20 protein-coding genes, 2 tRNA genes and 2 pseudogenes are annotated in these 26,015 nt (G+C 53.7%); 11 read left to right on the top strand and 13 right to left on the bottom strand.

Annotated elements, in window-relative coordinates; translation table 11 throughout:
- The 6 genes and pseudogenes from QP400_RS09555 to QP400_RS09570 form a co-directional block, all read left to right on the top strand.
- Positions 1 to 1,794, top strand: a 1,794-nt coding sequence (locus QP400_RS09555; protein WP_285462657.1) for a hypothetical protein, incomplete at its 5' end; no start/stop codon positions are given.
- A 760-nt stretch (positions 1,795 to 2,554) separates the two neighbouring features.
- A pseudogene (locus QP400_RS10510) lies at positions 2,555 to 2,770 on the top strand (helix-turn-helix domain-containing protein); the annotation flags it as partial.
- Between the two features lie 138 nt (positions 2,771 to 2,908).
- Positions 2,909 to 3,082: a helix-turn-helix transcriptional regulator gene (locus QP400_RS10515; protein ID WP_102201935.1), complete on the top strand. Its 174-nt coding sequence runs from the start codon at positions 2,909 to 2,911 to the stop codon at positions 3,080 to 3,082.
- A complete protein-coding gene (locus QP400_RS09560) occupies positions 3,075 to 3,758 on the top strand; it encodes a phage integrase central domain-containing protein (RefSeq protein WP_004804750.1) in 684 nt (227 codons plus the stop codon). The genes QP400_RS10515 and QP400_RS09560 overlap by 8 nt, the downstream gene beginning before the upstream one ends.
- 193 nt (positions 3,759 to 3,951) lie before the next feature.
- Positions 3,952 to 6,567, top strand: a complete 2,616-nt coding sequence (locus tag QP400_RS09565; protein ID WP_048706503.1) for a hypothetical protein — start codon at positions 3,952 to 3,954, stop codon at positions 6,565 to 6,567.
- A 785-nt stretch (positions 6,568 to 7,352) separates the two neighbouring features.
- Positions 7,353 to 7,475 (top strand): hypothetical protein, encoded by a 123-nt coding sequence (locus tag QP400_RS09570; protein ID WP_004804743.1) that lies wholly within the window; start codon positions 7,353 to 7,355, stop codon positions 7,473 to 7,475.
- Positions 7,476 to 8,223: 748 nt separating this feature from the next.
- Here QP400_RS09570 and QP400_RS09575 read toward each other — a convergent pair.
- The 3 genes from QP400_RS09575 to QP400_RS09585 form a co-directional block, all read right to left on the bottom strand.
- Entirely contained in the window at positions 8,224 to 8,775 is a 552-nt protein-coding gene (locus QP400_RS09575; protein ID WP_004804738.1) for a hypothetical protein, read from the bottom strand.
- Between the two features lie 142 nt (positions 8,776 to 8,917).
- Entirely contained in the window at positions 8,918 to 9,763 is an 846-nt protein-coding gene (locus QP400_RS09580) for a hypothetical protein (RefSeq protein WP_004804728.1), read from the bottom strand.
- Positions 9,750 to 11,042: a hypothetical protein gene (locus QP400_RS09585; protein ID WP_141740554.1), complete on the bottom strand. Its 1,293-nt coding sequence runs from the start codon at positions 11,040 to 11,042 to the stop codon at positions 9,750 to 9,752. Before QP400_RS09585 ends, QP400_RS09580 begins: the two co-directional genes overlap by 14 nt.
- A gap of 169 nt (positions 11,043 to 11,211) precedes the next feature.
- Between QP400_RS09585 and QP400_RS09590 the strand changes: the two genes are divergently transcribed.
- Genes QP400_RS09590 through QP400_RS09600 form a run of 3 tightly spaced genes read left to right on the top strand, consistent with a single transcriptional unit; the run spans position 11,212 to position 12,874 of the window.
- Positions 11,212 to 11,736: a hypothetical protein gene (locus QP400_RS09590; RefSeq protein WP_004804723.1), complete on the top strand. Its 525-nt coding sequence runs from the start codon at positions 11,212 to 11,214 to the stop codon at positions 11,734 to 11,736.
- On the top strand, positions 11,733 to 12,593 hold the full coding sequence (locus QP400_RS09595) for a DNA adenine methylase (protein WP_004804722.1): 861 nt from the start codon (positions 11,733 to 11,735) through the stop codon (positions 12,591 to 12,593). The genes QP400_RS09590 and QP400_RS09595 overlap by 4 nt, the downstream gene beginning before the upstream one ends.
- Positions 12,590 to 12,874 carry a hypothetical protein gene (locus QP400_RS09600; RefSeq protein WP_004804720.1) on the top strand — a complete coding sequence of 95 codons (285 nt, stop codon included), beginning with the start codon at positions 12,590 to 12,592 and terminating at the stop codon, positions 12,872 to 12,874. The genes QP400_RS09595 and QP400_RS09600 overlap by 4 nt, the downstream gene beginning before the upstream one ends.
- Positions 12,875 to 13,241: 367 nt before the next feature.
- Here QP400_RS09600 and QP400_RS09605 read toward each other — a convergent pair.
- Positions 13,242 to 13,313 (bottom strand) — tRNA-Asn (locus QP400_RS09605).
- 41 nt (positions 13,314 to 13,354) lie between these two features.
- Positions 13,355 to 13,885, bottom strand: coding sequence for a hypothetical protein (locus tag QP400_RS09610; RefSeq protein ID WP_004804718.1), 531 nt, complete (start codon positions 13,883 to 13,885; stop codon positions 13,355 to 13,357).
- Positions 13,886 to 13,946: 61 nt separating this feature from the next.
- Here QP400_RS09610 and QP400_RS09615 point away from each other — a divergent pair.
- Positions 13,947 to 14,020, top strand: a tRNA-Ile gene (locus tag QP400_RS09615).
- 66 nt (positions 14,021 to 14,086) lie between these two features.
- Here the strand turns inward: QP400_RS09615 and QP400_RS09620 are convergent.
- The 8 genes and pseudogenes from QP400_RS09620 to pflB form a co-directional block, all read right to left on the bottom strand.
- A pseudogene (locus QP400_RS09620) lies at positions 14,087 to 14,893 on the bottom strand (anchored repeat-type ABC transporter permease subunit); the annotation flags it as partial.
- Entirely contained in the window at positions 14,890 to 15,609 is a 720-nt protein-coding gene (locus QP400_RS09625; protein ID WP_004804717.1) for an anchored repeat-type ABC transporter ATP-binding subunit, read from the bottom strand. The gene QP400_RS09625 and the pseudogene QP400_RS09620, both read right to left, overlap by 4 nt.
- Positions 15,606 to 16,496 carry a choice-of-anchor M domain-containing protein gene (locus QP400_RS09630; protein ID WP_004804714.1) on the bottom strand — a complete coding sequence of 297 codons (891 nt, stop codon included), beginning with the start codon at positions 16,494 to 16,496 and terminating at the stop codon, positions 15,606 to 15,608. Before QP400_RS09630 ends, QP400_RS09625 begins: the two co-directional genes overlap by 4 nt.
- A complete protein-coding gene (locus QP400_RS09635; RefSeq protein ID WP_004804712.1) occupies positions 16,493 to 17,935 on the bottom strand; it encodes an anchored repeat ABC transporter, substrate-binding protein in 1,443 nt (480 codons plus the stop codon). Before QP400_RS09635 ends, QP400_RS09630 begins: the two co-directional genes overlap by 4 nt.
- Positions 17,923 to 19,473, bottom strand: coding sequence for a TIGR03773 family transporter-associated surface protein (locus QP400_RS09640; RefSeq protein WP_160309211.1), 1,551 nt, complete (start codon positions 19,471 to 19,473; stop codon positions 17,923 to 17,925). Before QP400_RS09640 ends, QP400_RS09635 begins: the two co-directional genes overlap by 13 nt.
- Positions 19,474 to 19,623: 150 nt before the next feature.
- A complete protein-coding gene (gene pflA, locus QP400_RS09645; RefSeq protein WP_004804708.1) occupies positions 19,624 to 20,367 on the bottom strand; it encodes a pyruvate formate-lyase-activating protein in 744 nt (247 codons plus the stop codon).
- Between the two features lie 164 nt (positions 20,368 to 20,531).
- Positions 20,532 to 20,783: an autonomous glycyl radical cofactor GrcA2 gene (grcA2, locus tag QP400_RS09650; RefSeq protein WP_004804705.1), complete on the bottom strand. Its 252-nt coding sequence runs from the start codon at positions 20,781 to 20,783 to the stop codon at positions 20,532 to 20,534.
- A gap of 46 nt (positions 20,784 to 20,829) precedes the next feature.
- Positions 20,830 to 22,911 (bottom strand): formate C-acetyltransferase, encoded by a 2,082-nt coding sequence (pflB, locus tag QP400_RS09655; RefSeq protein WP_004804703.1) that lies wholly within the window; start codon positions 22,909 to 22,911, stop codon positions 20,830 to 20,832.
- 498 nt (positions 22,912 to 23,409) lie between these two features.
- Here pflB and QP400_RS09660 point away from each other — a divergent pair, with 498 nt between their 5' ends.
- The gene (locus tag QP400_RS09660) at positions 23,410 to 26,010 is read left to right on the top strand and encodes a choice-of-anchor M domain-containing protein (protein ID WP_004804701.1); all 2,601 of its coding nucleotides are present in this window, start codon (positions 23,410 to 23,412) and stop codon (positions 26,008 to 26,010) included.
- Positions 26,011 to 26,015 lie beyond the last annotated feature (5 nt).

Below are 26,015 nucleotides of genomic sequence, written 5' to 3' on the forward strand. Positions count from 1 at the left end.
GGGACCGACACTAAGCCGGGCGACGCCCACAAGCCGGACACCCACCCAGGCACCGACACCAAACCAGGGACCGACACCAAGCCGGGCGATACCCACAAGCCGGACACCCACCCAGGCACCGACACCAAGCCGGGCGATACCCACAAGCCGGACACCCACCCAGGCACCGAAGTAAAGCCAGGCACAGAAGAAACTCCTAGCATCGGATCTCAACCGGATGTGGGGACGAAACCTGATCCCAAAGCTCGCATCGAAGCAGAGGCTCGTTTAAAGGCCGCTCAACAGGTTAAGAGTGAAGCAGAGAGTGCCCTTAAGGCTTCTCAAGTCATATCCGCTGGCGCAGACCAAGTATTAACTAAGGCACGCGCTGACTTGGAGGCAGCTCAAGCCAAACTTGGAGCTGCCCAGGAAGAACTCGGTGGGGCAAAGGCTCGACTAGCAGCTGCTCACAGCAGCATTCCGACAGACGCCGTGGCAAGGGCAGAAAAAGCTGCTAAAGATGCTACCGAGAGGTTGAACGCAGCTCGCGCTAAGGCAGAGGCGGCACAAGCAGTCGCGACTACTGCTGCTGCTAACACCGCGACGGCTCAGGATGCATATACCAGCGCCCTCAAGGCTCTCAAAGATGCTGAAGCAGCTTCCGCCGAGGCAAAGCGCTTTGATTGGGAGAAGATGTCCGAAGCTCAGCGTCTAGACTATGTGAACCACCGAGTCGCTGAGATGACCAACGAATACCGCAGCCAGGGAGGCCTTGAAAAGCTCCCTATGGTCAAGCGATACAACGCTCTAATGACTGAGTTCGCAAACTGGGTTGCCGAAGACCCGAAGGATGCACAGGGTAACGACAGGCGTCTAAACCACATACCCACTGTGGACGAGAATATTCCCGGGGCTACCCGTGAGGATAAGGAGCGGTTCCTGATAACTCGGACTTTGGGAGACGACCAGATATACGCAGCTGCTGAAAACATGTCATATAGAAGTGGCTACGGGGTCGACAGCCAAGAGACTGCAGATGCACTGGCAAAATCGATATTCACTGGCCTGACAAATTCCAAGGGACACAATAGGAATTTCCTGAACCCATCAATCAATGCCGCGGGTTCCGGTCTGGGATATAACAAAGCAACCGGCGTATTCATCTATATTTGGCGCGGTCTTGGTTTCGCACAACCGAACCAGCCAGTGGATGTGTATACAGTAGCTTCAACCAAACATTTGGCGGGATCTGATGCTATTGCGGGGGTTTCCTATAAAGATAACCGGTACGTGCTTGCTGGCGACTACAAGAACAACAAGACTTCAGCGGACTACCAGAAGATCAAGGCCCCGCTCTCCGAGGGACTGACCGGTACGCTAGCTACTGCCCCAACGACAGATGGTGGAATAGACACCGCTGATGCCCAGGAAAAGGTAGCCGCCGCACAAGCACAGCTCGACTCTGCTAAGCAAAAAGAAGTCAAAGCCGTTGAAGCCGCTACCGTCGCAAATTCTGCAGTGGAGAGCGCTACTACTGCAGCGAATTCTGCCAAGGCAGACCTCGAAAGCAAGACGCAGCAAGCTAACGAAGCTCAGGCTGCACTAATAACCCAGGCACAGACTGCGGTGGATGCCGCTCAGAGCAGGGTTACCACTGCCCAGAGTAGCGTAGAGGACGCTAAGAAGGCGCTAGGCGCTGCAGAAACTAACAAGCAGGCTGCAGATGCAGTGGTAAAGGCAAACACTGCCAAACTTGCCGAAGCAGAGGCTAACGTTGCAACAGCCGAAAAGGAGGTTGCAGCTACCACAAACTAAGCTGCCTGCCACCTCATGGGTCCCGGCCTTATTAGCCGGGACCCATGAGTTTATAAATCTATTGTGGTACCGGGGCGCAAAACAACGACAATACAAAGCTGCTACCCCTCCATTCCTCCGTCAACACAAGGGCGTGCGAGAGATGGTTCAAGCTCAAAATGGCATCGTAGCTACGTGCTCCTGCAGTTTTAGCCTCACACTGTAAACAGCTAGTGCCCCCACAAATTAGGTGAGCCTGGCTGCCACAAGCAGCCTCGGAAACATGCTACTCCTGCACACGAATTAGGGTCTTAGTCCCCTACGACGGCGAATTACGATGGCGGTTATAAAACCACTGAGACAAACCTCCGAGAAATGATCCCTGTAGCTGGGGATAAAAAACAATTCTTCCTAGAAAATCTTGACGAAACCCATCGCGAGAACATAACAATGCCACCTGGTTGTCACCCGGCGGCTCTGGAGAATGGAGTTTTGAGACGGTGGTTCTGACTGGTATCTAAGTATTCCTAGCTCTTCCCATCTCTAGGGTAGGAGTCATTGAGTCGATCGACTACCTACTTAACAAAGGGGAACGCTAGCCGCGGGCTGGCAAGCCCAGTCCCCCAGGTTCCTCTAACAAAGTAGAGACAGTGATTATGGAAACGATTTCGAAGGGAAGGAGCATCAGTAACCTCCCACGCATCTTTACGGAAAGGATTCAGTCCTATTAGCCGATGAGCATCGCGCCGAAACAGCACGCGCGGGGGCAAACGCAGCACAACTAGCGAAGGTTTTAGGAACCTCCAAAGTTTCCATATCCCGCCGCTGGCGCGGCGCGGTTGCGTGGTCCTTGGATGAATTGGACGTCGTAGCTCGGTATCTCGAAGTGCCGCTTTCGGCGCTATTAAAGAAAAATGCCCCGGCGCATGGCCGGGGCGAAGAGCTCCCGCGGTTGGACTCGAACCAACAACCATACGATTTTAAACCCAGGGTGTAGCCTCACACCTTCAGAGCCCTAAACCTCTTCCTACCTGGCCTAACACTGATGTATCGTCTCGACGTGAAATCAAAGTGACGTTTTATTGACGTTTTATTGACGGAGAACCAAAAATTTTCGTGGCTGTATTTGCCATTTATGACGAGATTACTGACTACCGTGCAAGTGGCAAAAATACTCTCCTGTTCCGTGCGCACGCTCCAACGGTGGCGCGAAATGGGGACTGGGCCCATATGGGTAAAACTAGAAAACTCGACCGTCCGATACGAGTACAACCAAGTATTAGATTGGATCGAGAGTCAAAATGCCTAGGCCAAAAACAAACCCAACAGACTATAGCGAAATCAAGTTCCGCAAGGCCGGACCCGCATGGGATGCCGTCTGCTATTACACTAATGAGCTGGGTACCTACAAGCGGGTTACCGCACGGGGCAAGACCAAAGGGGCGGCCCGGGCCAGACTGGAAGAAAAACTGGCCCCAAAGCCCCACCTTTCGGGGGTGCAGGCCCCTAAAACCTTAGATGAGCTCATTGGAATTTACGTGCGCTCTCTAACCGGCAGGGTTAGCCCACAGTCCCTAGAAACCTACAACACTCTGGCGAAAAGTACAGCCCACTATATTGGGCCGCTCCCGCTAACGGCGGTGAACACCCCCGAGCTGCAAACCCGCCTAGATGTCGTCGTAAACGCCGGGATGGTCAAGCGGGCGAGAGAAATCCGCTCGCTAGTATCCAGGGCCCTAAAATACGCGACCAGGCGCGGGTGGGTAGAGCGCAACTTTGCTGCTGATACCGAAGTAACCGCCCCCAGAAAGGGGAAGATACGCACACTTGAAATGGAAGAAGTCGCCAGACTACGCACCCTAGTTCCCTCGGTGCGGGCCAGGTCAACGCAAGAAGACCACCGGGCGCAAAACTTCGTTAGTTTATGCTTTACGTCATCTCTGGTTACGACATCCACCGTGGCCTCCATCTGTGTTGCCAGATAAATAATAGCCTGCTCTAGGCTAACTGAGCCCGCATCTTCCAGCAGGTACCTACGAGGCTCTTATGGGATCAGCGTGTAGGCCATAGGAGGCCTGCGCCTTAGTTTTGGGAATGTTTATGCAGGCCGCGCTCCGATAGTGTGCTTTGGTTAGGGTTCCCTAACTAATCCCATTATCTTCCATGAGAGGAGTCTTTGTGCGAAGAAAAGCAGGAGCCGTATTGGCCCTGGGCGTTATCGCCTCACTTAGCTTTAGCAACGTTGCTTTGGCTACGGACAAGGCCGAAATTGACCCCACCTTGCGTGAGTGTATCTCGGTGCAATTAGGCCGGGGCCAGTACGGGACAGTAACCGCTGAAGACCTGGGCAAGATCACTGAGCTGAAGTGCGCAACTTTGGCCGATCTTGACAAACTGGAAAACCTGACCAGTTTCGAATTCGAACCACACCGGATGAATCCCCCAGGCATTTCCGGCAAGTTTGCGTCTCTAGCCAAGCTGAAGAAACTAAAGAAGCTCTCCCTGCGTGATGCTGGAGTGAAAAACCTTAGCTTTCTCTCTTCTATGACGCAGCTGGAAGAGTTAAACCTGAACAGCTATGACACGGCTATAGAAAAGTACGGGCAGATTTTCTCTAACGAGATCCGCGACATCACCCCACTAGCCCCACTAACCAACCTGAAGGTGCTAAAGGTCAACAATGCTCTGCTGCGCGACATCTCTACTGTGAAGAAGATGCCGAAGCTAGAAGAACTCGACTTAGGGCACGTACGCGGGGTTAGCAAAGAAGATAGCTCTTATAAGCTCCGCGATATTAGTGCGCTGGCAGGGCTTACTAACCTGCGCAAACTTAACATTGAGCACAACGCGGTCGCAGATCTTAGCCCACTAAAAGGGCTCAAGAAGCTGGGCTACGTCAACTTCAACAACAATCGTGTCATCGACATGGCCCCGGTGTGTCATGTATCCGATATTGCCGCCCGCGAGCAGGTCGCCTCCATGACGGTGAAGATGGGCAAGCTAGTGCCTCCGTCGGATTGTTCGGGCCCGCTAGACATCGATAAGCAAAACGACTACCACTCTTTACCACATGAGTTTAAGACCGAGGGCGAAGTGGATACTTTTGCTTTCTCTTCAGGTAAGTCGGGGCAGTCGGGCTTCAACGTAAAGGTCACCTACACCGTAAGTCAGACCAAGCCGGCAGATCCTGCCCCGGAGACCTCCGAGTGGCAAAATCTTGACTCCGGCACTGATTGCACGGCCCGCAAAGGTAAGAAGTCGCGTACCAAGACGACCTACACTTGGGTTGACGATGCGACTGGTACCGGCTGGGTGCTAAAGGCGGTTACGGATGTGGAAACTGCCCAGCGCGATCTTAATGAAAAAGATTTGAAGGCTTGCGCAGGCCCGAAACCTGCTGACGAGGTTACTACTACGGACTGGGAAGACATCCCTGGAACCCTCAGCATGGACTTCTATAACATTGAGCAACAACGTACGAAGACCACTATTTCGTATAAGTGGGATGCCGCTAAGGCCACTTGGGTCAAGGGCGAGCCACAGGTGGAGGTTGAAAAGCGCGAGCGCCCTCTAACCGAGCAAGAGATCCGGGACAACACACCTAAGCCTGCCGGCGAATATAAGCACGAGATCAAGAAGAAGCGCAAGGAAGAAAAAGACTGTAGGACTAAGACTGTTACGCTCACCCACACTTTTATCACTGCCCCGTGGAAATGGAGTTTGTCTTCACACAAGTGGGTTCCTGACTATGACAACGAACGTCGGGTAGTAGAAACTGATAAGCCGCGTCCCATGAGCGAGGCCGAGCTGAAAGAATGCCCTGCTGATGCGCCAGAGCCGAAGAAGAATGAGGGCCCCTGGCTTGTGGTGGTTGGCAGTTTCGATGCCAAGACTAAGACCCTAGAAGAGTCCCGCCTGGTAACGACTATCCCCTATAAGTGGGACGCCGGGACTAAACAGTATGTTTTGGACGAGGCCAATAAGACTAACGTAACTGAGAATCGCCGCCGGGACTGTACTAACGATGAGCTGAAGGACTTGCTACAGAAACCTGAGGCCAAGGTTGTGAAGGCCGATTGGGTTGAAGGCGATAAGGATTGCAAGGCGAAGACTGTAAAGCGGACTCGGGAGGTGGAAACCTCCCAGCCGACCTGGGATGCCGCTAAGCGGGATTGGAGCTTTGGCCCAGCGCAAGTAAGCGTAGAAGAAGGCACAAGGGATATGACTGAGGCCGAAATCAAGGCTTGCAGCGTGACCCCACCAGCCCCGGGGCCCGGAACTGACGCCGGCACACAGACTGACCCGGCTAAACCCGGAACCGATGCTGGTACTCAAACTGACAAGCCAGCCGGTACCGACAAGCCTGGCGCAGACAAGCCTGACACAGATGCTGCAAGGCCCGGTACTGGCGCCGGCACACAGACTGATCCGGCTAAGCCAGGGGTCGATGCTGGTACTCAAACTGATAAGCCAGCCGACAAGCCGGGGGTCGATGCTGGTACTCAAACTGATAAGCCAAGCACCGATGCCGGTACCGACTCAGACAAGCCTGACACAGATGCTGCAAAGCCCGGTACTGGCGCCGACAAGCCAGGCAACGACACTGGCAAACCAGCTGGCAAACCGGCACCAGCTAAGCCTTCCACCAAGTCGGCAACGGCGGGGCCTGCTGGCCGGGCTAAGGCCGAGACCCTGGCAGCCACAGGCACTAGCGTGCTTGCTCTGCTAGCGGCTTCGACCCTACTGGGGGCCGGTGGCGCAATAATGGTGGGGCGCAAGGTGAAAAACCAGTAACATAACCAATAAGTAATGTGGCTTGGCCGCGTTACGGGCCCGGGACGGATACGCCCGTCCCGGGCCTTTATCATTGAATAATGAGCCCCAATATTTTGTATTTATAAGAAGTAGCTACAGGCACCGACCCCATAGCGGTCGCAGGTCATAACAGCGCCAACCCGCAGCCACGACTCCGCCCAAAGCAGCCGGTAATTTATATGACTGCTACGACTCTGGCCGGATAGTTTACTTCTGCAAGCGAGATGCCCCCTCTTTCGGAATGTAGCCACTTATTATCGCCAGCGTGCAAAATCAGCTTGCCAGAACAGTCCTCTACCCCAACCCCACAGGCAGGAAGCGCAAGGAAGTCATGTTGGACAGTATTTTCCCATTTTGCAGCCCCATAGTGGGGGTATCTACGACTTCGATTTGTAGGTCTTCCCATTCTTCACTTGCTAGCGTTACTCCACCTTCGGAGCGCAGCCGTAAAATGCCGGTTTTATCGCGGGAGATTTTTGCAACTACGCCTTATAAAAGTGACCGTTGCATCCTTGTGGATGAATGTTGTTTTAATGGTGTAGCCGCACTCTACGGTGTCAATCTTTGTAGTCATGCTGACTAATTACAGCATCGCGACAGGGGCGAATTTCGACTGTAAGCCATTTATATGGAAACGACGGCCGCCCCCGTTTCGGCTTTTGTATCAGGGAGGAAATGTTGTAAACAAGGAACAGCTTTTATGTCAACAAAACTTCGACACCAAATGTGCTTATCTGCTGCATAATGAACGCGAGCACAGGTACATGTTCGAAGATTACGACCCGAATGTCGGCGACTTACGCGACGCCGCCGGAGTATGGTTTGACGCTTGCATCAAAGCCATCGACGATTTCGCCATCTGGCAAGAAGACAAAGACCCTCTTTAAACTCTAGCCGAGGTTAGACGAAAGACCCTAGGCGGTGCAGACGAGTTCTACCTACTTGCCCTAACCTTAGTCACTTCCCTAATGAGCGGGGATGCGGACGGGGTAAAGGCCTTTTGGTAAGCCTACGATGTGGAGGGCCTGCATGAGGTGGTCGGGTTCCTGCCTCTTGTTGCAGCCTGCTGTGGAACTTATTTGGTCGGCGAAGAGCGGGCCCACATGGCTTTTCTCAATCAGGCTGACCTGTATGGGGTTATGGCCTCCCACCTGGACGTATAGGCAGGCTCCTACAAGTTAGGGCGGCAATGGCTTTGAATCCGCAACCCCCTTGCGTAAAATGAAAACCGTATCCGATATGAGTGGTTTTGCTTAAGGCAGTTGGCAGCCTCTCTAGTGTCACGTTGGAGACGGATACGCCTAGCTGCGAAGACTTGTTCGACGCTTCGCAGCTAGGCAAACAATTTGCTACCGGAAAACGGCCGGAATCCCAAAAAGTAAACGTAAAGCTACCGAAGTGGCAACCACAGTAACCCCCATAGCCAGCCATTTATATTTGCCATCACAGTCAGAGACATAAGAGACTAGGCCTAGGACACTTAAGATAACCAACGGCAGCACAAACAAGACACAACTAGCATGTGCAAGCCCCTCAAAAGCCACCCTGCCTGCGCAAACCAGCGCAGCAGCCCCAGTGCAGATTGCAACGTAACCTTTGCGGCCCGCATTCTTATGCGACATCAACTTTGTGCCCCTACAGAAGTGCAAAAACGATCGCTCTGGCTGCGACACCGGCAGCCCAAGACGGGACCTTAATTGACGTTAGGGCGTTGGTGATCATATTTTCGATCGTCCCTTCAAATCCTGTAGCGACATTTAGGGCCTTCATCACTGTTTCATAGCCTAAATATTTCTTCACCGAGTTGGGAACTGGCAATTTATTTATTGTTGCGTTCCAAGCCTTCTTCCCGATCCCCCTTATGGCTTTTATTGCAGCCTTGATAGCAGCCTTAGCGGCCGCCCCCTTAGGCCCTCTTTCTTGTTGTATAGCCCTCAGATCCTGTTGCAGTTCTAAGCATTCGCCGTACTTCCCATTAGCAATCATTTCTTGCTTGAAAAGGCTCCTAACTAGATCGTGATCAATATCGCTTGTTTCCAGAGCAGGAATTGATGCTATTGACTCAGGTGCCTCAATCGCAGAGGCCGCACCTACGCCAGACATAGTTAGCACACTGGTAACCATGACAACGACGAATGCTCGGGCTGTAGTTTTCACAGGAATTACCCATTCGTCACTGAATGCCATAACTTCCCTACGCGGGGTTCACCTCAGTAGGGATAAGTAATGGTAGTCACAGCAGGTTGATCGGGTCAATGTAGTGATTGATAATCCCCGGGACCCCCACCGGGGCAACATTCCGTAACACCTACCGCCCCGTCAGGGCAGACTACCGTTCGTACTTATCCTGCCGTCCTATATAGTCTCTTACCTTTTGCGCGGCCCTAGGGGATACAAAAGTCTGCACGTACCCGTTCTCGTCGGCATCAGGATTGCCTTTACCGACGAATATGGGCTTGCCTTTCACTCTCGACTGGTAAGGTCGCGTGGCCCCTTTATAGGGTCTGGGCTTAGGCTTCGGTTCAGGCTCCACCTCTGGCTTCGGTTCTGGTTCCGCCTCTGGCTTCGGTGGCTCAACCGGCAGGGCCCCGCCCTCCTTTTTCGGCTTATTAGCCCCGGCGGCAGGCAATTCGTCAGCGCCCTCGAGAGCTTCAGTCTGACCGCCAGCACCACCAGGATTGCCGGGGGTTACCTCTTGGCCGCCTCCACTGTCGGGGGCCCCACCTTGGCCGTCAGGCTTATCCTCAGCAGTATCCTTCTTGGGGCTGAGGAACCCCTCTTTACCAAAGTCTTCAGGCAGAATTCCCTTGCCTTCGGCAAGCCCATACAAGTAGCCGAACTCCCTGTTGTGAGCCGCTTCCCTCTCGCGCTTTGCCGCATACTCGGCCTTCTTCATCTCGCGCTCTCTTGCCTTATCCTGGCTCTCTTCAGCATGATCCTGGCCATCCTCAGCCCTTAAACTATGCTTCCTAGCCTTCATCACCAGGCCCTTAGCCCCGCCTGCAGTACCCGAAAGGCCCTTCTTGCCAAAGGACTTAGCAACAGAACCAGCCTTAGAACCAGCCATCGGGTTGAGCCCGGCCCCGAACCCGCGCCCGGAAGACCCCGAACCCATAGAACCAAGCTTGCCCCCAAGATTAGAAGCCATCGCCTGCAACTGATTAGAGGTTCCCACACCCCAAGAAATAGCACCCCTTGAGCGTTAGCGGGGACTTCACCTTGAAGACCCTCGTAAACAAGGCGTGAATACCCAGCAAGGACAAGAACGGGCCAAGCCCAACCATCATAGTTGAAGTAAAGCCAGCTAACCCACTAGTGCCACCCGCAAAAATCTGCGCCATAGTCTGCGACAACATCGTGACCGTAGACAAAATAAACGTAGTAAGCACCGTCAATAGCGAGTAAGAGAACGTCGGCTTTAAAATCCCCGCCAACTTACTCATCCCACTGTCTGAAAATAACGCAAACAGCAACATCGGGAAAACGATAATCGAAAAGCTAATCAGCACCGTCTTAGCCATCAGCACCATGATGGACAAAGACCCCACCGTGAAAAACACAAACAACGACGAGAGCATGTGTGCAAAAGGCCCAAGCAAAATATTGGCATTAGACGTAGGCTCGTGCAGCGAAGACAAAAACACATACCCGTTAGACATCTTGTAAGGGAACTTATTCTGCGTTACCTCATAAGGCGGCCAGAAGAACGAGAGCGAATAAATTGGATTATCCGAAGTACCAGCCTCAGCCTTCGCAGTCTCAGAACTCAAAGTATCCGCAGAAGGCGCTGTGCTATCCCCCTGGCCTGGAGCCTTTACCTCCGACAATTTCCGCACATTATCCGTAAGGGAAGGCTTCTCCTTGCTAGCAATAGCCTCAGTAGACCGGAAATCCTTCTCAAAAGCAAAGGCGCAATCCTCCTCGCCCTTCTTTACCTCTTCCTTAGTGCGACTAGAAGGAAACTTCTTACCCTTATCACTACTGGTCTTATTCTGACCGTCCCCCTCCTCAGTATCTAAAGGCCGAATCAAACCGCGCAAATCAATACCAACAAGATCCTTATCCCCCGCCGTCAAATTAGGAATAGCCCACTGGCCAGCCCTACCCTGACGGTTACGACAAGCAGCCCACGCCACCATCGCAATATCAGTATCTTTACGATTCGTAGACTCAAACGAAAAAGCAATCGAATTAGGATTCAGCGCCATCTTGGAAGCACCCAAAGCCTTATTCAACAGCCCGACCTGATCCTTAGCCAAAACCTTCGAATTAGACTCAAGCAACCTACACCAAGAATGGGTATCCATCTGAGCCTGCTTGCCATCAACCACAACCCGACCAAACTGCACCTGCCTCCACGCAGGCACAGACGTCGCCTCCCACAACCCAGACACACCAGTCATCACCCTGGCAGCCTGCTGATTAGAAGCCAAAGACACATACTGCTGACGCAAAGCCCGAATATAGGCCTCACAACTAAGCGGATCAGCATTAGCTTTCCTACCCAAATAAGTATCAAAAGCCTGACCGAAACCAAACCGGCTACACCGGCTGGGCCGACAACGGCTGATGTGCCAGTAGCACAGGCCCCGGCGAGCACTGCTAGCTAAAGGGGGTGTTTCTATGCAAGATATTGCCGAGCTTCCTTTAGTGCCTGACAATTACGCTAGCGCAGATGGCATCTATTCCATTGGAGCCTTCGTTGCCCGCTTTGGCCGGGATGCTGACCCGGGTCGGGTGCGCGCCGCCATGAGTGAAAGAGTGGGGTCTCTAGCGCAAACAGATGATGTAGTAGGTTCTCTTTCCAATTGGGGGAGCTTCAGAGCACCAACCTATGATTGCGCCGAAGAAATCTACTTACGCACTACGGATGATGCAGCTGCTAACGGAATTTTTGCTAATAACCGTGAAAAGGTAAACACGTTCCGTCGCAGTTGGATCAATACTTGGGCTAGTGATGCTCAAGACGCGGGATTCTTGCCGAAGCAGTGGCAGCTGAAGTTGCTCCCTAAGGACGATGGTGCCTATACGCTGGAGATCACCGGTGAAAACCTAGGTGAGTTAGCGGAGCGGGTTTACCTACTTCGGGCACGAAAAATGTACTGCAACGTCCTACCCATTGGTGACATTTGCAGGGATGATACGTGAAGGAGACTTACATACGATCTCCCCTTTCATGGCCAGGTAATAAATCGAAGCTGATCAAGCAGTATGCCCGACTGGGTGTTTTTGACTGCGATGTAGTTGAGCCATTTTCCGGCCTGGCCATGGTGGGGGTAAACCTTGCTAGATCAATCCACGTAAATGATATTGACCGCCTGCTTATTGCTGGCCTACGTTTCTTATACGAGACCCCTACCGGGGCCATCTTGGAACGGTTACGGGCAGTAATTCGCGCTTACGGCTTTACTGACGCTTCCACCTACGGGCGGGCTTACTATGCGGGGAAGGGCTGCACTAGGTTTAATTTGGCCAGGCTCAACCGGGACCCGTTCAATGCCCTCAGGGAAGACATCAACCGGGGCAATATTAGCTTCTCCCTAAGGCAGGCAGCCCTGGTACTAATGATGTATTCCTTCAATAACCGGCTGCGCTACAACCTAAAGGGTGAAGTAAACATTACGGTGGGCCGGGTAGATTTGTGCCCGCCTCGGGCTAAGAAGCTGATTGCTTACGCTGGTGCTTTGCAATCGAAAGAGGTCATCTTCTCCACCCTGCCCTACCAGCAGGTGCCAACCAAAGACAGGTTGGCCTTTTTTGACCCGCCATACCTACTTGCCGGGGTTAATTACCAAGGCTGGGGGCCGGGGCACCTGGAGGGCCTGCTGGCCCATATTGACGCTCTAGAGGGCCCGTGGGCGCTAGCTGAGTGTCTAGAGCATAAGGGGCGAACTAATCAGGTTCTCACCGCTTGGGCAAACGGCCACACGGTCGTGCCTTTGCGGCGTAATTACAATTACGCCGGCCATGTAACTACTAGTCGGGAGGTATTGATACTGCCATGAACACGCATAGTTTTGATGCGGCTGCACTGCACGCGGCCGCCCGGGCCTCCAATGGGGAGAGGGCGGCGGCGCTGCTAGCAATACAGAGCGGCCAAGTGGATTTTTGGGATGTGGTGAAGGACGCGGCTCAGCCAGGCTCCCCACTGGCTAAGCTCCGCCTGTATCAGGCACTCCTTGCTACCGGTGACTTTGGCCCAGCTGAGGTGCGCGGCATTTTTGAACGCCTGAGTGTGGTTATTGGGACCCCGGTAGGAAAAAGGCTTCTTTGGCTTGGCTGGTAGATGGACGTACGGATTCGCGCCGGATTGCGGCCTTGGCTAACGCGATGATTGAGGATACTCCCCCACCTTGGGACGGGTTTCCTTTGCGGGAGCCCCCACAGGAGTATTTATTGACGTTGCGCGGTTGGACTCCGCCGGCTGATCGTTAGAGTTGGCCTGTACCTTTAGGTGGGACTGAAACACAATTTAATAGCGACGGCCGAGTTTTCATCATCTCATTTACCGAGAACGCCTCGTCTTAAGAATTTTGTAGACATGCCAATAAGCGGCTAAATATCAACGGAAAATAAGATTCACGAAAAACACACACAAGCCCATTCACTACTAAATAAGCGGTGAATAAGCGGGCCAAAATCGGCTCTAAGAGCTCCCGCGGTTGGACTCGAACCAACAACCGTTCGATTAACAGTCGAATGCTCTGCCATTGAGCTACGCGGGATCGCGACGAGTAAGAATTTAGCAGACTTACCACCCGCTCGTCTAATCGCCTCCAAAGACAGGTTCATCAGAAGCGGGTCGAAGAGGCATTCCAACTTGGTCGCGCAGCTCACTTTCTAACTTGCCAACTTCGTCCAAATATTTTTCTGGAACATACCCATCAGCGGCCACAAAAGAAAACAATTTCCCACTATTGTGCCGCAAAATCGACACACTGACTTGCGTACCATTAGGCAGTGTTCGAGCAATACTGGCCACCTGCGCCTCCTCTACGCCCTCGCGAATTTCATCCATAAACCGAATCGGATCACCCTCATCAGTGACTAGTCTCACGTTATCCTGGGATGGATCTTGAAAGCTAATAGTGATCGAGGACTCATCATCTCGATACACAGCGTGCTTCACTTCATACCAAGGAGCAGAAAAATTACGCTCTGCGTCTGCCACCACCAGACCGCGGCGAGTAGCAGCAGCCTGTCCGGTAGTAAGCGAGATGAGATGCAATATTTTTTCTTTCGGCTCCAACAACTTAGCTAGCGCTGCCGACGGTTTATAAGAATTTCTGCCAAACATAGCTCTACGGTAACCCGGCGATGTGACTTAGGCAGAAGTTGCATATAAACTAGAGCGCGATCCCCCTGTAGCTCAGTCGGTTAGAGCAGCGGACTCATAATCCGTTTGTCGCAGGTTCGAGCCCTGCCGGGGGGACTTCTTTTTAACGCTGCGCCTACGGCATCCCGCGACGGCTCGCGACTTCTTCGCTTCTGCCCCACCCCACGCAACTGCAAAAATTACTGTAACAGTAAGAACAATGGTCGCCCCCGTCGGAACGTCTAATGCCCATGACAGGTAAATTCCGAAGAAGGAGCCAATGCAGCCGAAAACAGCTGACAGCACCATCATTGTTGCTAGACGGTCCGTCAGTAGTCGCGCGGTTGCAGCCGGCGTGACCAAAAGGGCAAGCACTAAGATGTTCCCAATGGTGCGCACCGAGATAACTACCGCGCCTGTTACAGCTATGTAGAGCACAAGATCTAGCCAGAACACCGGTAGCCCCAGAGCCCGCGCCATCTCTCGGTCCAAAGAAACCGCAACCAGCTCTTTATTCAGAATAAGAACTGTAGCCACAATCACAGATCCCAAGGCGGCAACAAGTAAGATATCGCCCTCTGACACACCGGTAATAGAGCCGAAAAGGAAACTGGTCAACGAAGCGGTATACCCCTGCGCCCTAGAAATAATCACCAACCCCAAGGCAAATGCTGCAGCAAACAGTATCCCAATCAACGTCTCTTCACGTATTTTTCGGTTTTGGGCAAGCACGGCTACAAGCAACGCTATTGCTCCCCCAGCAGCTGCCCCTCCGGCCACTAAAGAAAAACCCATAACATAGGCAATCGCTATGCCTGGAAAAACCGCGTGAGCAACCGCGTCCCCAATAAATGCCATTCCGCGCAAAACTACGTGAGTTCCTACTACGGCGCATACCAATGCAGAAAGCATCGCAATCAACAGTGCTCTAGGCAAAAAGGAGAGCACCGGGTTAGAAAGATCCGCGAAAAAGTCAAGAAGAGAAATCATTTACATCCCACCAGCCTATAGAGAGGCGAATCGTCAGTAACTTCGAACGCCTCTTTCCAAAGTTGCCTATCACGCATCCCCTGTGGCGAATCGTATGCCACGATCCGCCCCTTCAGTAGCAACAATTTGTCGCACTTTTGCACTGCCCCCGCTAGATCATGAGTGGACATCAAGATTGTGGTCCCACTATCAGCTAGCCTTCGGAAAAGCCCCAATAACAATTCTGCAGAGGGCAAATCCAAGCCCGTGAATGGCTCGTCCAGCAGCAGGACCGAAGGACACCCGGCAAGTGCCCGTGCTACCAGCACGCGCTGGCGCTGACCTCCCGACAACTCCCCTACACTACGTCGTGAAAGAGCCCGTAATTCGACTCTTTCAAGTGCTTCGAGGGCGGCGCGGAAATGCTGCGACTTAGCCCTGCGTCCCCACCCTATCTGTCGAGTAAGTCCAGAAAGCACTACCCCAGTAACGTCAATAGGGAAATCCCATGCAAATTCTCTCCGCTGCGGCACATACCCGATCTGTGCCGGGTCCAAGTCGACTGTTCCCTTAGAAGGAACCAGTCCTTGTATCGCCCTCAACAATGTGGTTTTTCCGGCACCATTTGGACCAACCAACCCCACAAGTTCACCTGGTCGAGCCGCAAAGCTAATGTCCTGCAGGATCTGGCGTCCCCCAAGGTGCACACCTAGTTCCTTTACTGCAATCCCACTCATTGCGCTTCGGCTTCCTCTCGCGCCCTCTTAGAACGCACAGTCATCAAATAAGCCACGCCAGCTGCTACGAAGACACCAGCTCCTATTCCAAAAAACAAATACCCATTTCTTCTTTCAGGCCTCGCTGCATCTGCTTTTTCAGGCCGTGTAGCTTCCTCCGCCATCTTGCCTTGCCAAGACACATCGACGCTGGAATGCGGGTCAGTCTGCACGGCAAAACGCAAATACGTTTGCAGGCTCTTCTGCTTTCGTCCCTCCATCCGCATCCTGATAGCAATAAGATGGACTCCCGGCTTTGTGAACACCCAATTGGCGTGAGCATGGGTTCCTATCTCCGTAAACACCGGCTGGGCGTGTTTTTTCTTTGAAGTCCATAGCACCCTAGGCTTTGCAAAGCCTCCATCTTGTTCAAAAACAGTGGCTTCGCCCGGCCCAATATGTCCCGCGTACTCGATTGTCACGCCACGCAATCCCATATTCGCCAGCCCCGGGTGTTGCGTATTCCAACCTAGCCACGGCACGTGCGCAATTTGTTGTTGCGGTATTACCCATACCCTCTCGCCTGCCGCGGCCCCTGTGAAGTTGTAGTCAGTTCCCTCTGGAAGTACCTGGATGGCACTTTTCTGTAGATTGAACGTGACGTCCTCGGGATGACGCCATACTGGCTTATCTGCCGAATCGTCGCGAATCAGGATTTCCGCCCGTTCACCAGAAACAACGATGCCTAAGTCGGCGTGCCCCTCCGAAAAAATTTTCTTCGTTCCGGCAGGCGCAATCTGTTCGTTTTGCTCGACAACTTGATCTAGATTTTCATCAGCGTATGCGGGAGCTAGCGGCAAGATACCCAGTATCAAGGCGCTCATCAAGATCAGGATTGTTCTTTTCATTTCTTCTCCAGGCACCGCCGCAGAGAGTCTGCATTGGCGGCCATCATTTTTTCGTAGGTATTTATTTCTTCGGTGAAGGTATCCCCATGTATGGGGCATATAGCTATGTGCAGCCGCTTCGCTGTTTCAGTCAGATCTTTTGATCTAGCAGAAAGGTTAGGTTCTAAGAAGACAGCTTTGACATGCAGGTTCTGCAAGGTCCGAGTTAGCGCTACTAAATCTCTACTGGAAGGTTCCACCGCGGGGTTAGGCGATACGAAACCGGCGACATTTATCCCATACGCCTTACCCAGATACCCGTATGCGTCGTGAGTGGTAACTAGATGCCTCTGCGCCTTCGGAATGGCGCGAATTTGTCCGCGTACATATTCATCTAGTTTTTTCAGTCTCGCCTCATACTGCCGGGTGTTCCTGTCATATGTGGCGCTGCCAGCCGGATCGACCTCTTTCAAATGGTCGCGTATGACCTTCGCATACGCGATACCTGCCTGCACGTCCTGCCACATATGGGGATCCACTTCCCCGTGGACATGTTTGCCAATCACTGCTTGCGCCAGCATGTAGGTCTCGTGTCCGGGGCGACCTAGGAACCGAAAACGTGGGTCGGGAGGAATCTGTTCGAGGGCGGCAGGCGGCACTACGATTACAGTCTTCGTTGGGTCAAAGCTCGCTTTGTTCCGGCCGTCTTTTGCGTCGCCTGTGATTAGGATCTTTCCGTCCTTTAGGGTGATGTCTTCGTGCCCTTGGGTTAGGGCCTCCATATTTTTCGTCAGTTCGCTTCTGGCGGGGTCCACTCCAACTGCGAAGGTAATTGAGTTGCGTGCGTTCTTTGCGGCAAAGTCGATCTGGTAGATCCCCGGCTTGGTGAATGCCCAGCTCATGTGCGTGTGCGCTCCTGCGGGAAGGTCCACGCCGTCGCGTTGATCGATGCCGTCGGCAGAGTTTAGGTAGACCTGCGGGCTGCCGAATGATGTGGTTAGGTAGGCACTCACGTCTCCGGGGCCGCGTTTTGCGGTCATTTGCATGCGTGCTGTAGTCCCGTCTACTCGCATCCCTAGCCACACCGTGTCCAGGGTGATGTCTTCAACGAGCGGGAGCATTCGCGTCCCATATTTGGGAGTCTCTTCACCGACTTTTATCACTGGTCCGCGCGAGTTGTTTCGGACTGCACGATACAGGGATTGTTCTTCCAGGAGCAGATGGTTGGTGAGCGCCAGCTTGGAATTGGCTATGGCGCGCACGTCTGCCAAAGTCGGTTCATATGAGTGCGGATCCGCGCCTGGCTTTACCAGACCCTTCACTTGGGCCCGCGTGCCCGCAACGTTTTGCGCAATATCAGCTAACACGGGGGTGGTGGCAACTACTTGTGGTTTTTTACTCTGTGCTGCGGGGCTACAGGCGCAACAGCAGAGCAAAACCACTGCAATTAGTTTGCGCATTTGCGCCTAACTAGTACACCGATCCCGAACACAGCTAGCCCGGTTGCCAGTACGCTGAGCGATCCCGTAAATGAGGATGTTCCAGTGCCTGCCAACCCTGCTGCGGGTTTGCATTCCTTGCCATCCGGGGTACGCCAGACTTTTCCACCTTTGCCTATTTTTGCGCCAAGGTCGAAGTGTCCGTCCATTGCGCCTTTTCCAACTGTGAAGTGCAGGGTGGTTTTCGCGCTGAGGGATTTACCGTCCTTGCCTTTTGCGGTCTGAGTAATTTCAGCCTCATAGTTTCCGGGTTTAGTGAAGGCCCAGTTTGGGTGCACGTGGGTATTGTGGGGAATGTCGACCTCGCCGGAGGCGCTGTTATCTTTTCCTAGGAACCACTTTTGTCCTACAGCTTCTCCTAGGTTCCCGTTGGTGAACACAAACATGGTGCCCGGTCCTCGGAAGCCCGTGAGTTTCCACTTGACTGGACCATCAGTTTTTTCCACCAGCGTTTCGTGCATCGTGTTAGCGCCCAGCCACGGAACATTCTTCGTCTGGGTGGCACCTATTAGCCAGACATGTCCCGCCTGTACCGGCCCGAGGGCGGAGGACAGGTTTTGCTTCGCAGCTTCTCCGACGGGAAACGTGATGCTTGCAGGGTCTATCCATTTCGACGGCGCAGTTCGGTCGTCTTTTAGGACTGCTTGCAGCCCTTCTTCATCGCTGTCTATCAGTTTGCATTCTCCAGTTTCCTGACGAGCAGCAGTCGGCGTTGGGGCTTCGCCAGCGGCATTTTCCCCACTTGTAGGCTGATTCTGTGTTTGCTCTACCCGCTTCGCCTCGCCCTTATTTGTTCGTGGGCTATCTGCCTTCGGAGCCGCAGCTACCGTTTCCTTTTCTGGGGCACTGTAAGTCCTTGTGGATGTGTTCGGATGTTTCTGGCCAATCTGCCAGGTGTAGGTTCGCTCCGCCGAGCGCACCGTCTGCCCCTCCTTTTCAGCCTCGGCAGCAACAGTCATCTTGTAAGTGCCCGCTTTTTCAAACAACCAGCTGATAGCTTTACGCTCTGGTTCGGCATGCTCCATAGTGCTGCCCGAACTAAGCAGCGTCTCTCCGCCAGACAATGCGCCTATCGATTGCCCCTCCTGCCAGTGGTAGGCAAAAACTTTTCCAGGCCCTTCTATTTTCTTGAAACGCACCCTGGCGGCCCCATAGCCCTTATTGGCGAGGGCGGAGCTATCCCATCCGAAAGGACCGCCATCTTCTGGCTGGGAAAGAAAATAACTGCTCTCACCAATTCCTTCAGGGATCCGGATATTCTCTTTGGCGCTTTTCCCCGTAACACTCAGCAGTATCGCTTGCGGATCATAAGCTTGCCCAGGCTCTTGATTCTGCCCCGCCACAGAAGCGGTAAGACTAAGTGAACCAGTGGAATCGGTAAGGGTAAAAATGTTGGCATTCTCTGCCGGAATGGGTTTAGGCGCAGCTACTGCTGCTGGCGCTAAGCTCGCGCCGAGGGCGGCTACGGCTAAGGCCGTAAGCAACTTCTTGATTGCCACGATTGCCTTTCTAACTACTCTATTGGGAATGGTTATCGTTTTAATAGGGTAGGTATAGGGCGCCCCCATGTCAACAAAAAGACCGCCCTAAGGCGGTTTTAAATTAGTTGGGCGCCGGCAATAGCCGACGCCCAACTACATTTTTACAGCTTAGTACACTGTCAGGCCACGAGAGCGGAAAATATCGCGCACCTCTTCAGCCTGCTCCTTCGAAGGCGGCTCCACGTCCTCGAGCTTGTACTCCATATTCAGATCAGCCCACTTATCGCGAGCCATCTGGTGGAACGGCAAGACTTCCAGGCGCTCAACATTTGGCCACTGGGCCACAATGTCGGCAACGCGCTCCACGTTGTCTTTATCATCCGTCCACCCGGGTACATCCACGAAACGGATCCAGACCCTATTGCCATTGTCCGCAAGCCTTTGCCCAAACTTCAGTGTGGGCTCAAGCGGGCGACCAGTAACCTTCTTATAGATTTCTGGATTGCCACTCTTTACGTCCATCATGACTAGGTCAAGCAGATTCAGATCCTCATCCGAGAAATTAGCTCCGAGGAAACCACTGGTATCGATATTCGTATGAATACCGCGATCCTTGCAATCCTTCAGCAGACGCTTCAGGAACACGGGTTGCATCATCGGCTCGCCACCCGAGAAGGTGACTCCCCCACCAGTAGCATCAAACACTGCCTTATAACGAGCAATCTTTTCCACTAGATCCGACTCACGCACTGCCGTACCATCACGCATCTTCAACGTGTCAGGGTTATGACAGTACACACACCGGAGCGGGCATCCTGCGAGGAAAACGGTCAGGCGCGTACCAGGACCGTCAACCGCAGTCACCAGCTCCCACGAGTGCACCGATCCAATATCTCCGGCTCGTACCGCCATCAGATGTTCCTGGCGGTTCATCTGCGGCGCATCGGTGACACCCGCAAGTCCGGCTCCCTGAAGCCTGGGAACCTCAATCTCTAGTGGTTCGGGGCGATACTCGCCGGTAGAGCCTTCACTCTCCCAGCTTGTATCGCCCCGAACTGTAAGCGGTAAAACCAAATTTACCGAGTTGCGTGGAAGGTACGCGAGATCACGTCGAGCTGCTGCTCACGGGTCAGGCGCACGAAGTTGACGGCGTAGCCGGATACGCGAACGGTCAACTGCGGGTACTTCTCGGGGTGCTCCATGGCATCCTCAAGGGTCTCCTTGTTCAGGACGTTGATGTTGGCGTGGTACAGGCCCTTGACGCCACCATTGTCCTTACGAGCGGCCTTCATCGACTCCATGCGGTCTTCGAAAGTCTTTACTGCCATTCCTATTCTCCTTCTCTGTGTTGTTTATAGGACGTTTTAGGGTTGACTAGCCTTTTTTGATGAAGCCAGCATCCATGATACCGACCAGGTTGGTGATCTGCTCATCTTCAGTGCGTCCCAGCGAAGAGGGAACAATGGTGTTGGTGAGCGAGATACCATCCAGGGCATCCTTGTAGTCGAGCTTTCCGACAGAAAGCATCGAGGCCAACATGCCGTGGGTATCCATGCCGTTCTCCGGGTTTGCGCCCGGTGCGAACGGGGTACCTGCCTTGTGGCCCGACGGGAAGGCGCCAGTGGCCTTGCCGTAGACGACGTTCGAAGTGATGGTCAGAACCGACTGAGTCGGGATTGCATCACGGTACATCGGGATGGCCTTGATCTTGGACATGATGGTGTGGACCACGGTCGCTGCAATGTCGTCGGCACGGTCATCGTCGTTGCCGTAGAGCGGGAAGTCGCCCTCGGTCTTGTAATCGACTACCAGGCCGGTCTCGTCGCGAACGGGGGTGACCTTCGCGTACTTGATTGCCGACAGAGAGTCAGCAACGATGGACAGACCAGCGATGCCGCAACCCATGGTACGAACTAGCTCGGAGTCGAGCAGTGCCATTTCCATGGACTCGTATGCGTAACGGTCGTGGCAGTAGTGGATGATGTTCAGGGCTTCTACGTAGGTGCCGACTACCCAGTCCAGCATCTTTTCGTACTTTTCCCAAACCTCATCGAAGTCCAGCGGGCCGTCGCCCTTGATGGGCTCATAGCCTTCCATGATCTGCTTGCCGGAGACCTCGTCGCGACCACCGTTGATGGCGTACAGAAGAGACTTAGCAGCGTTCACACGAGCGCCAAAGAACTGCATCTGCTTGCCAACGCGCATCGGGGAAACACAGCATGCGATTGCTGCGTCGTCGCCCCACTGCTCGCGGATCTGCTCATCAGCTTCGTACTGAATCGAAGAAGTCTCGATGGAGACCTTGGCGCAGAAGCGCTTGTAGCCTTCAGGCAGCTTCTCGTTCCAGAAAATGGTGATGTTCGGTTCCGGTGCCGGCCCAAGGTTGATCAGGGTCTGCAGCAGACGGAAGGAAGTCTTGGTCACTAGCGGGCGACCATCTTCGCCGAAGCCTGCATCCGACCAGGTTGCCCAGTACGGATCGCCAGAGAAGATCTGGTCGTATGCTTCAGTGCGCAGGAAGCGGACGATACGCAGCTTGATCACCAATGCGTCGATGATTTCCTGTGCGCCCTTTTCGTCCAGCACGCCGCGAGCGAAGTCACGCTCGAAGTAGCAGTCAAAGAATGCGGACAGACGACCAATGGACATTGCGGCGCCATCCTGGGACTTCACGGAGCCTAGGTAGCCGAAGTAGGTCCACTGAACAGCTTCCTTAGCAGTAGTTGCCGGCTTGGAAATGTCGAAGCCGTACTTGGAAGCCATGTTCTTCAGCTTCTTCAGAGCCTTGATCTGTTCCGCGTGCTCTTCGCGGTAGCGGCACCAGTGCTCAGAGAAGGGCTCGCTTGCGTACCGATCCTTGTCCTTCTGCTTCTCTTCGATCAGCTTGTCAACGCCGTAGAGGGCGACGCGACGGTAGTCACCGATGATGCGGCCGCGGCCGTAGGCATCCGGAAGACCGGTAATAATGTGCGAGGAACGAGCTGCACGAATACGCGGGGTGTAAATATCGAACACCGCGTCATTGTGAGTCTTGCGGTAGTGAGTAAAGATCTTCTTTACTTCGGGATTTACTTCCTTGCCCGCTTCCTTGATAGCGGTCTCGACCATGCGCCAGCCACCGAAGGGCATCATGGCGCGCTTGGTCGGAACGTCGGTCTGCAGGCCGACTATTACGTCGTCGTCCTCGCTAATGTAACCAGCGTCGAAAGCGTCAACATCAGCCGGGATGTCGGTGTCAACGTCGTACACGCGCTGCTTACGCTCTACAGCGAGGTAGTTCTTGTCTAGAGTGTCCCAAACACGCAGGGTCTTCTCAGTAGGCCCCTCCAGGAAGGATTCGTCACCTTCGTACGGAGTGTAGTTCTTCTGAATAAAGTCCCTGACATCAATCTGGTCGGTCCAGGATCCTTCTTTGAACCCTTCCCAACCTTCAAAGGTTTCTTCTGAGTTTGACACGTCCAACTCCTTATTTGATTTGACGCTCAGTTTCAGTGGTCAATTCTGAGTTTACGTGATAATCAGCCACCTTCAAGGGGGGCGTCCGTATGTGCGGAACACCACTTGCGCAAATCTAGGACTTTCGTCTGAAGTTCGTTGTAGAGGGGGCGAATCGGCCCCACATTAGGCCAAAATTAGCCAGCTGACCTGCTGGGACGTTCTTACTGACGAGCACAGTTTGGCGCGCTCTAAAAAAACGTACCTATATTTTTTAAGGTGCGTTTACCTTTTTTAAGGTTTTTAGTTCGCCTGCTCACTAAAAAACAGCCTAGTTTTTCCCAAAAGACTGTACGTGAGAAAAGTAATAATTAAGCGTTTAGCGCTATTTCGTGCCACTTATAACCGCTAAGGCGGCTCACCAGCTGGAGGCAGCCTAAAGAAGTAGTAGTTGACGAAGCCGCCCCCATAACAGACAATCGCTAATGACAACCATTCGCATTATTAGAAACGGCTCCTATGCGCACAAAGTTTATTTCAGCGATTGCCGCATTCAGCGCTCTGTGTATCCCCTGGACCAGTGCACAAGCCGGTCCCAGTGACGATCTGCTTGTTGCCACACAGGCACACGTCGATTCCCCAAAAGTTTTTTGGGAGCGCAATAACTTCACTCTAAACGCAGAGGTCGACGGCGCCCTCCACCCCCTCCAAAGCACAGTGAACTGGGTAGGAAAGGGCTACAAACCCACCGGCGAACAGCAATACATCTACAAGATCCCAAAGGACAACACCATTCCCGGTCTTGGAAAGCCCGGCACACTGCTATACCAGGCCCCCATTCTGCCTGGTTTTAGTAACTCCCCTATTTGGGCCGGTTTTGGTGCAGACATTGATATCCCTGCCGATAAGTTCAAGGATCGATCCTTCAATCTAGATTTGGTCGGCTTTGACGGCCCCGGCGAGATGAACTTGTTCAAGTCTGATGATTGGCTGTTGGCATCACACATTCCTGGCATGCGGTCAGCATGGATAAATCCGGGCAGCCATACCCACAACCTCACGACATTTACGAAGCCGGGCACTTACACACTCACCTACCGGGCCTCGGCACGGGACCAGAAGGGACGATTCATCGCTTCTGCCCCGCAAAGGCTGGTCTGGCAAGTCGGTGGCACAAAGCCTACAAAAGGAGGGATTAGCGACCCCAGGGCTGCATATGATGCAGCTCCTTCCGAGGGCGACCAATCTCCCTCTTTCACCCTGAAACCGCATGAGGGGCGCGACAAAGACGGCGATGAGCACCTAAGCGATCTGCTCTTCGATGCGGGCAATGATAACGCGAGCGGTACCGCCCTGTTCTACATCGACGGCTACCACCTTGCGGAAGTGCCAGTTCAAAACGGAAAAGCGGCCTGGACGGAGATGGTCGGTTCTGCCCCGTCTAACTTCCAGGTGGTATTTATTCCTACCCAAGGAGGCAAAAAGTGGATTTCCGCTCCTGTTCGCTACCAAAGTGCTGCTCCGCAGGTTTCGACCACTAACCCCGGTAGTTTTCCGCAAAAGCAAACTACTTCGCCCGCTCCCGCCTTCGCCAACGATGACCGCCCGGTAACCAGCGCCAAAGTGAAGCTGAGCGCTACGAGCCTGGACGAAGAATATGCCCGGATCTCCGCCATACCTGAAGACAAGAATCTGAGCTTTCGAGTAGTGGGCGGCTTCTATGACACTCCCAATGGGAAATACCCATCCTGCGAGATCGATTTCATCTCTTCTCCGGCTCGCCGGCAGATGGTGGTGCCCCAGGAAGGGTGTACCGGCAGCAAGTACACGCTGAAACTGCGGCTGCTACCCAATTCTCGTACCAACGTAGGCGCCAAGACAATCAGGCTTGGTTATCCACTACCCAAAACTGGGATAGTGACTTTTAGCTCTACCCCCTACGTAGGACGAAGCGGCGATCCGATCAGTGCACATCCGCTTTCTGTAGATGCCCCCACGGGCGCCCCTGCAGAGGTCGAGGAACAATTGCCAAGTGGAAAAGAACCCGCACCAAGTGGCAACAAACCAGCAAAGCCGACCCCCGCTCCCCCCACAAAGGAAGTTACTCCGCCAAAGAGCACCAAAAAAGCCGTAATTTCAGACGGCCATGTCGATGTACGGGCAGTACAGGCCGGCAACGGACTAGCAATGGTTTTGGGGGACGACTCTGGCTCATTTTCAAAAAAGCCCATGGTGCACGACCTCGCCAAGGTGAGTCTGGCCGTTCGCCCTCAGGCTAGGGCAAAACGGTCGAAGCATGTATTTGCTGATGCCAGCTTCAATTTCTTGGGCCCGCACGGCACCGAATTGTTTGTTCTTCCTCAAGATCAGAAATCCGGTCTGGTGTGGCCTGGCTTCTCTACGCAAGAACTCGATTATTCCCACTTCCCCAAGGGAGTGGACATTGAGATAAAACCGCACAGCGGTCCCAAGGGAGCCAAGTGGTGGGCGTTCACTCAAAATTTGGGGAAATTGGCCGATATAATTGCCGCCTCCGACCGAGTAAGCACCCTACACACGACCAACAGGACGCACCTGCATACCAACTGGGCGTTCACAAAACAGGGTCGTTATCAGATTCAGGTTCGGGCTAAAGACGTGGCTACTGGGAAGTACTCCCCGTGGTATCCAATATCCTTCCAGGTAGGTGCCGCGACCGGTAAACAGCACCCCAGCCAGCCGGCAGGGCCCAATAAACCTGGCTATACTCCAGCGGCTACTACAGTCCCTGGGACTGCGGGCAGCGGCACTCCTTCTACAGCCCCTGAGACTTCCGGCAATGACACTGCAGTGCAGTCACCCGCCAAGCCTATAGAGGGATCTTCCCCCGGCGAAGACGCGGCCTCCGGCGATGGGAATGCCCCCGCAAATTCTGACAGTAACCAACCCGCCGATGGCGAAAGCAGTAAAGAGGCACCGGCGCCCTCCGGGCCGGCTCGAGTGACTTCTAAGCCCTATGCCAGCCCACTAGCAAAAACCGGATCCAACGGTATGGCTGAGCAGTGGCTTACTATCCTCGGTGCCGTGTTGCTGGGGGCTGGAGCAGCGTTAGCCTTCACCTCTATTAGAAAACGCAGATAGCTGAG

Source organism: Winkia sp. UMB3158 (genome assembly GCF_030217145.1).
Taxonomy (GTDB): domain Bacteria; phylum Actinomycetota; class Actinomycetes; order Actinomycetales; family Actinomycetaceae; genus Winkia; species Winkia anitrata.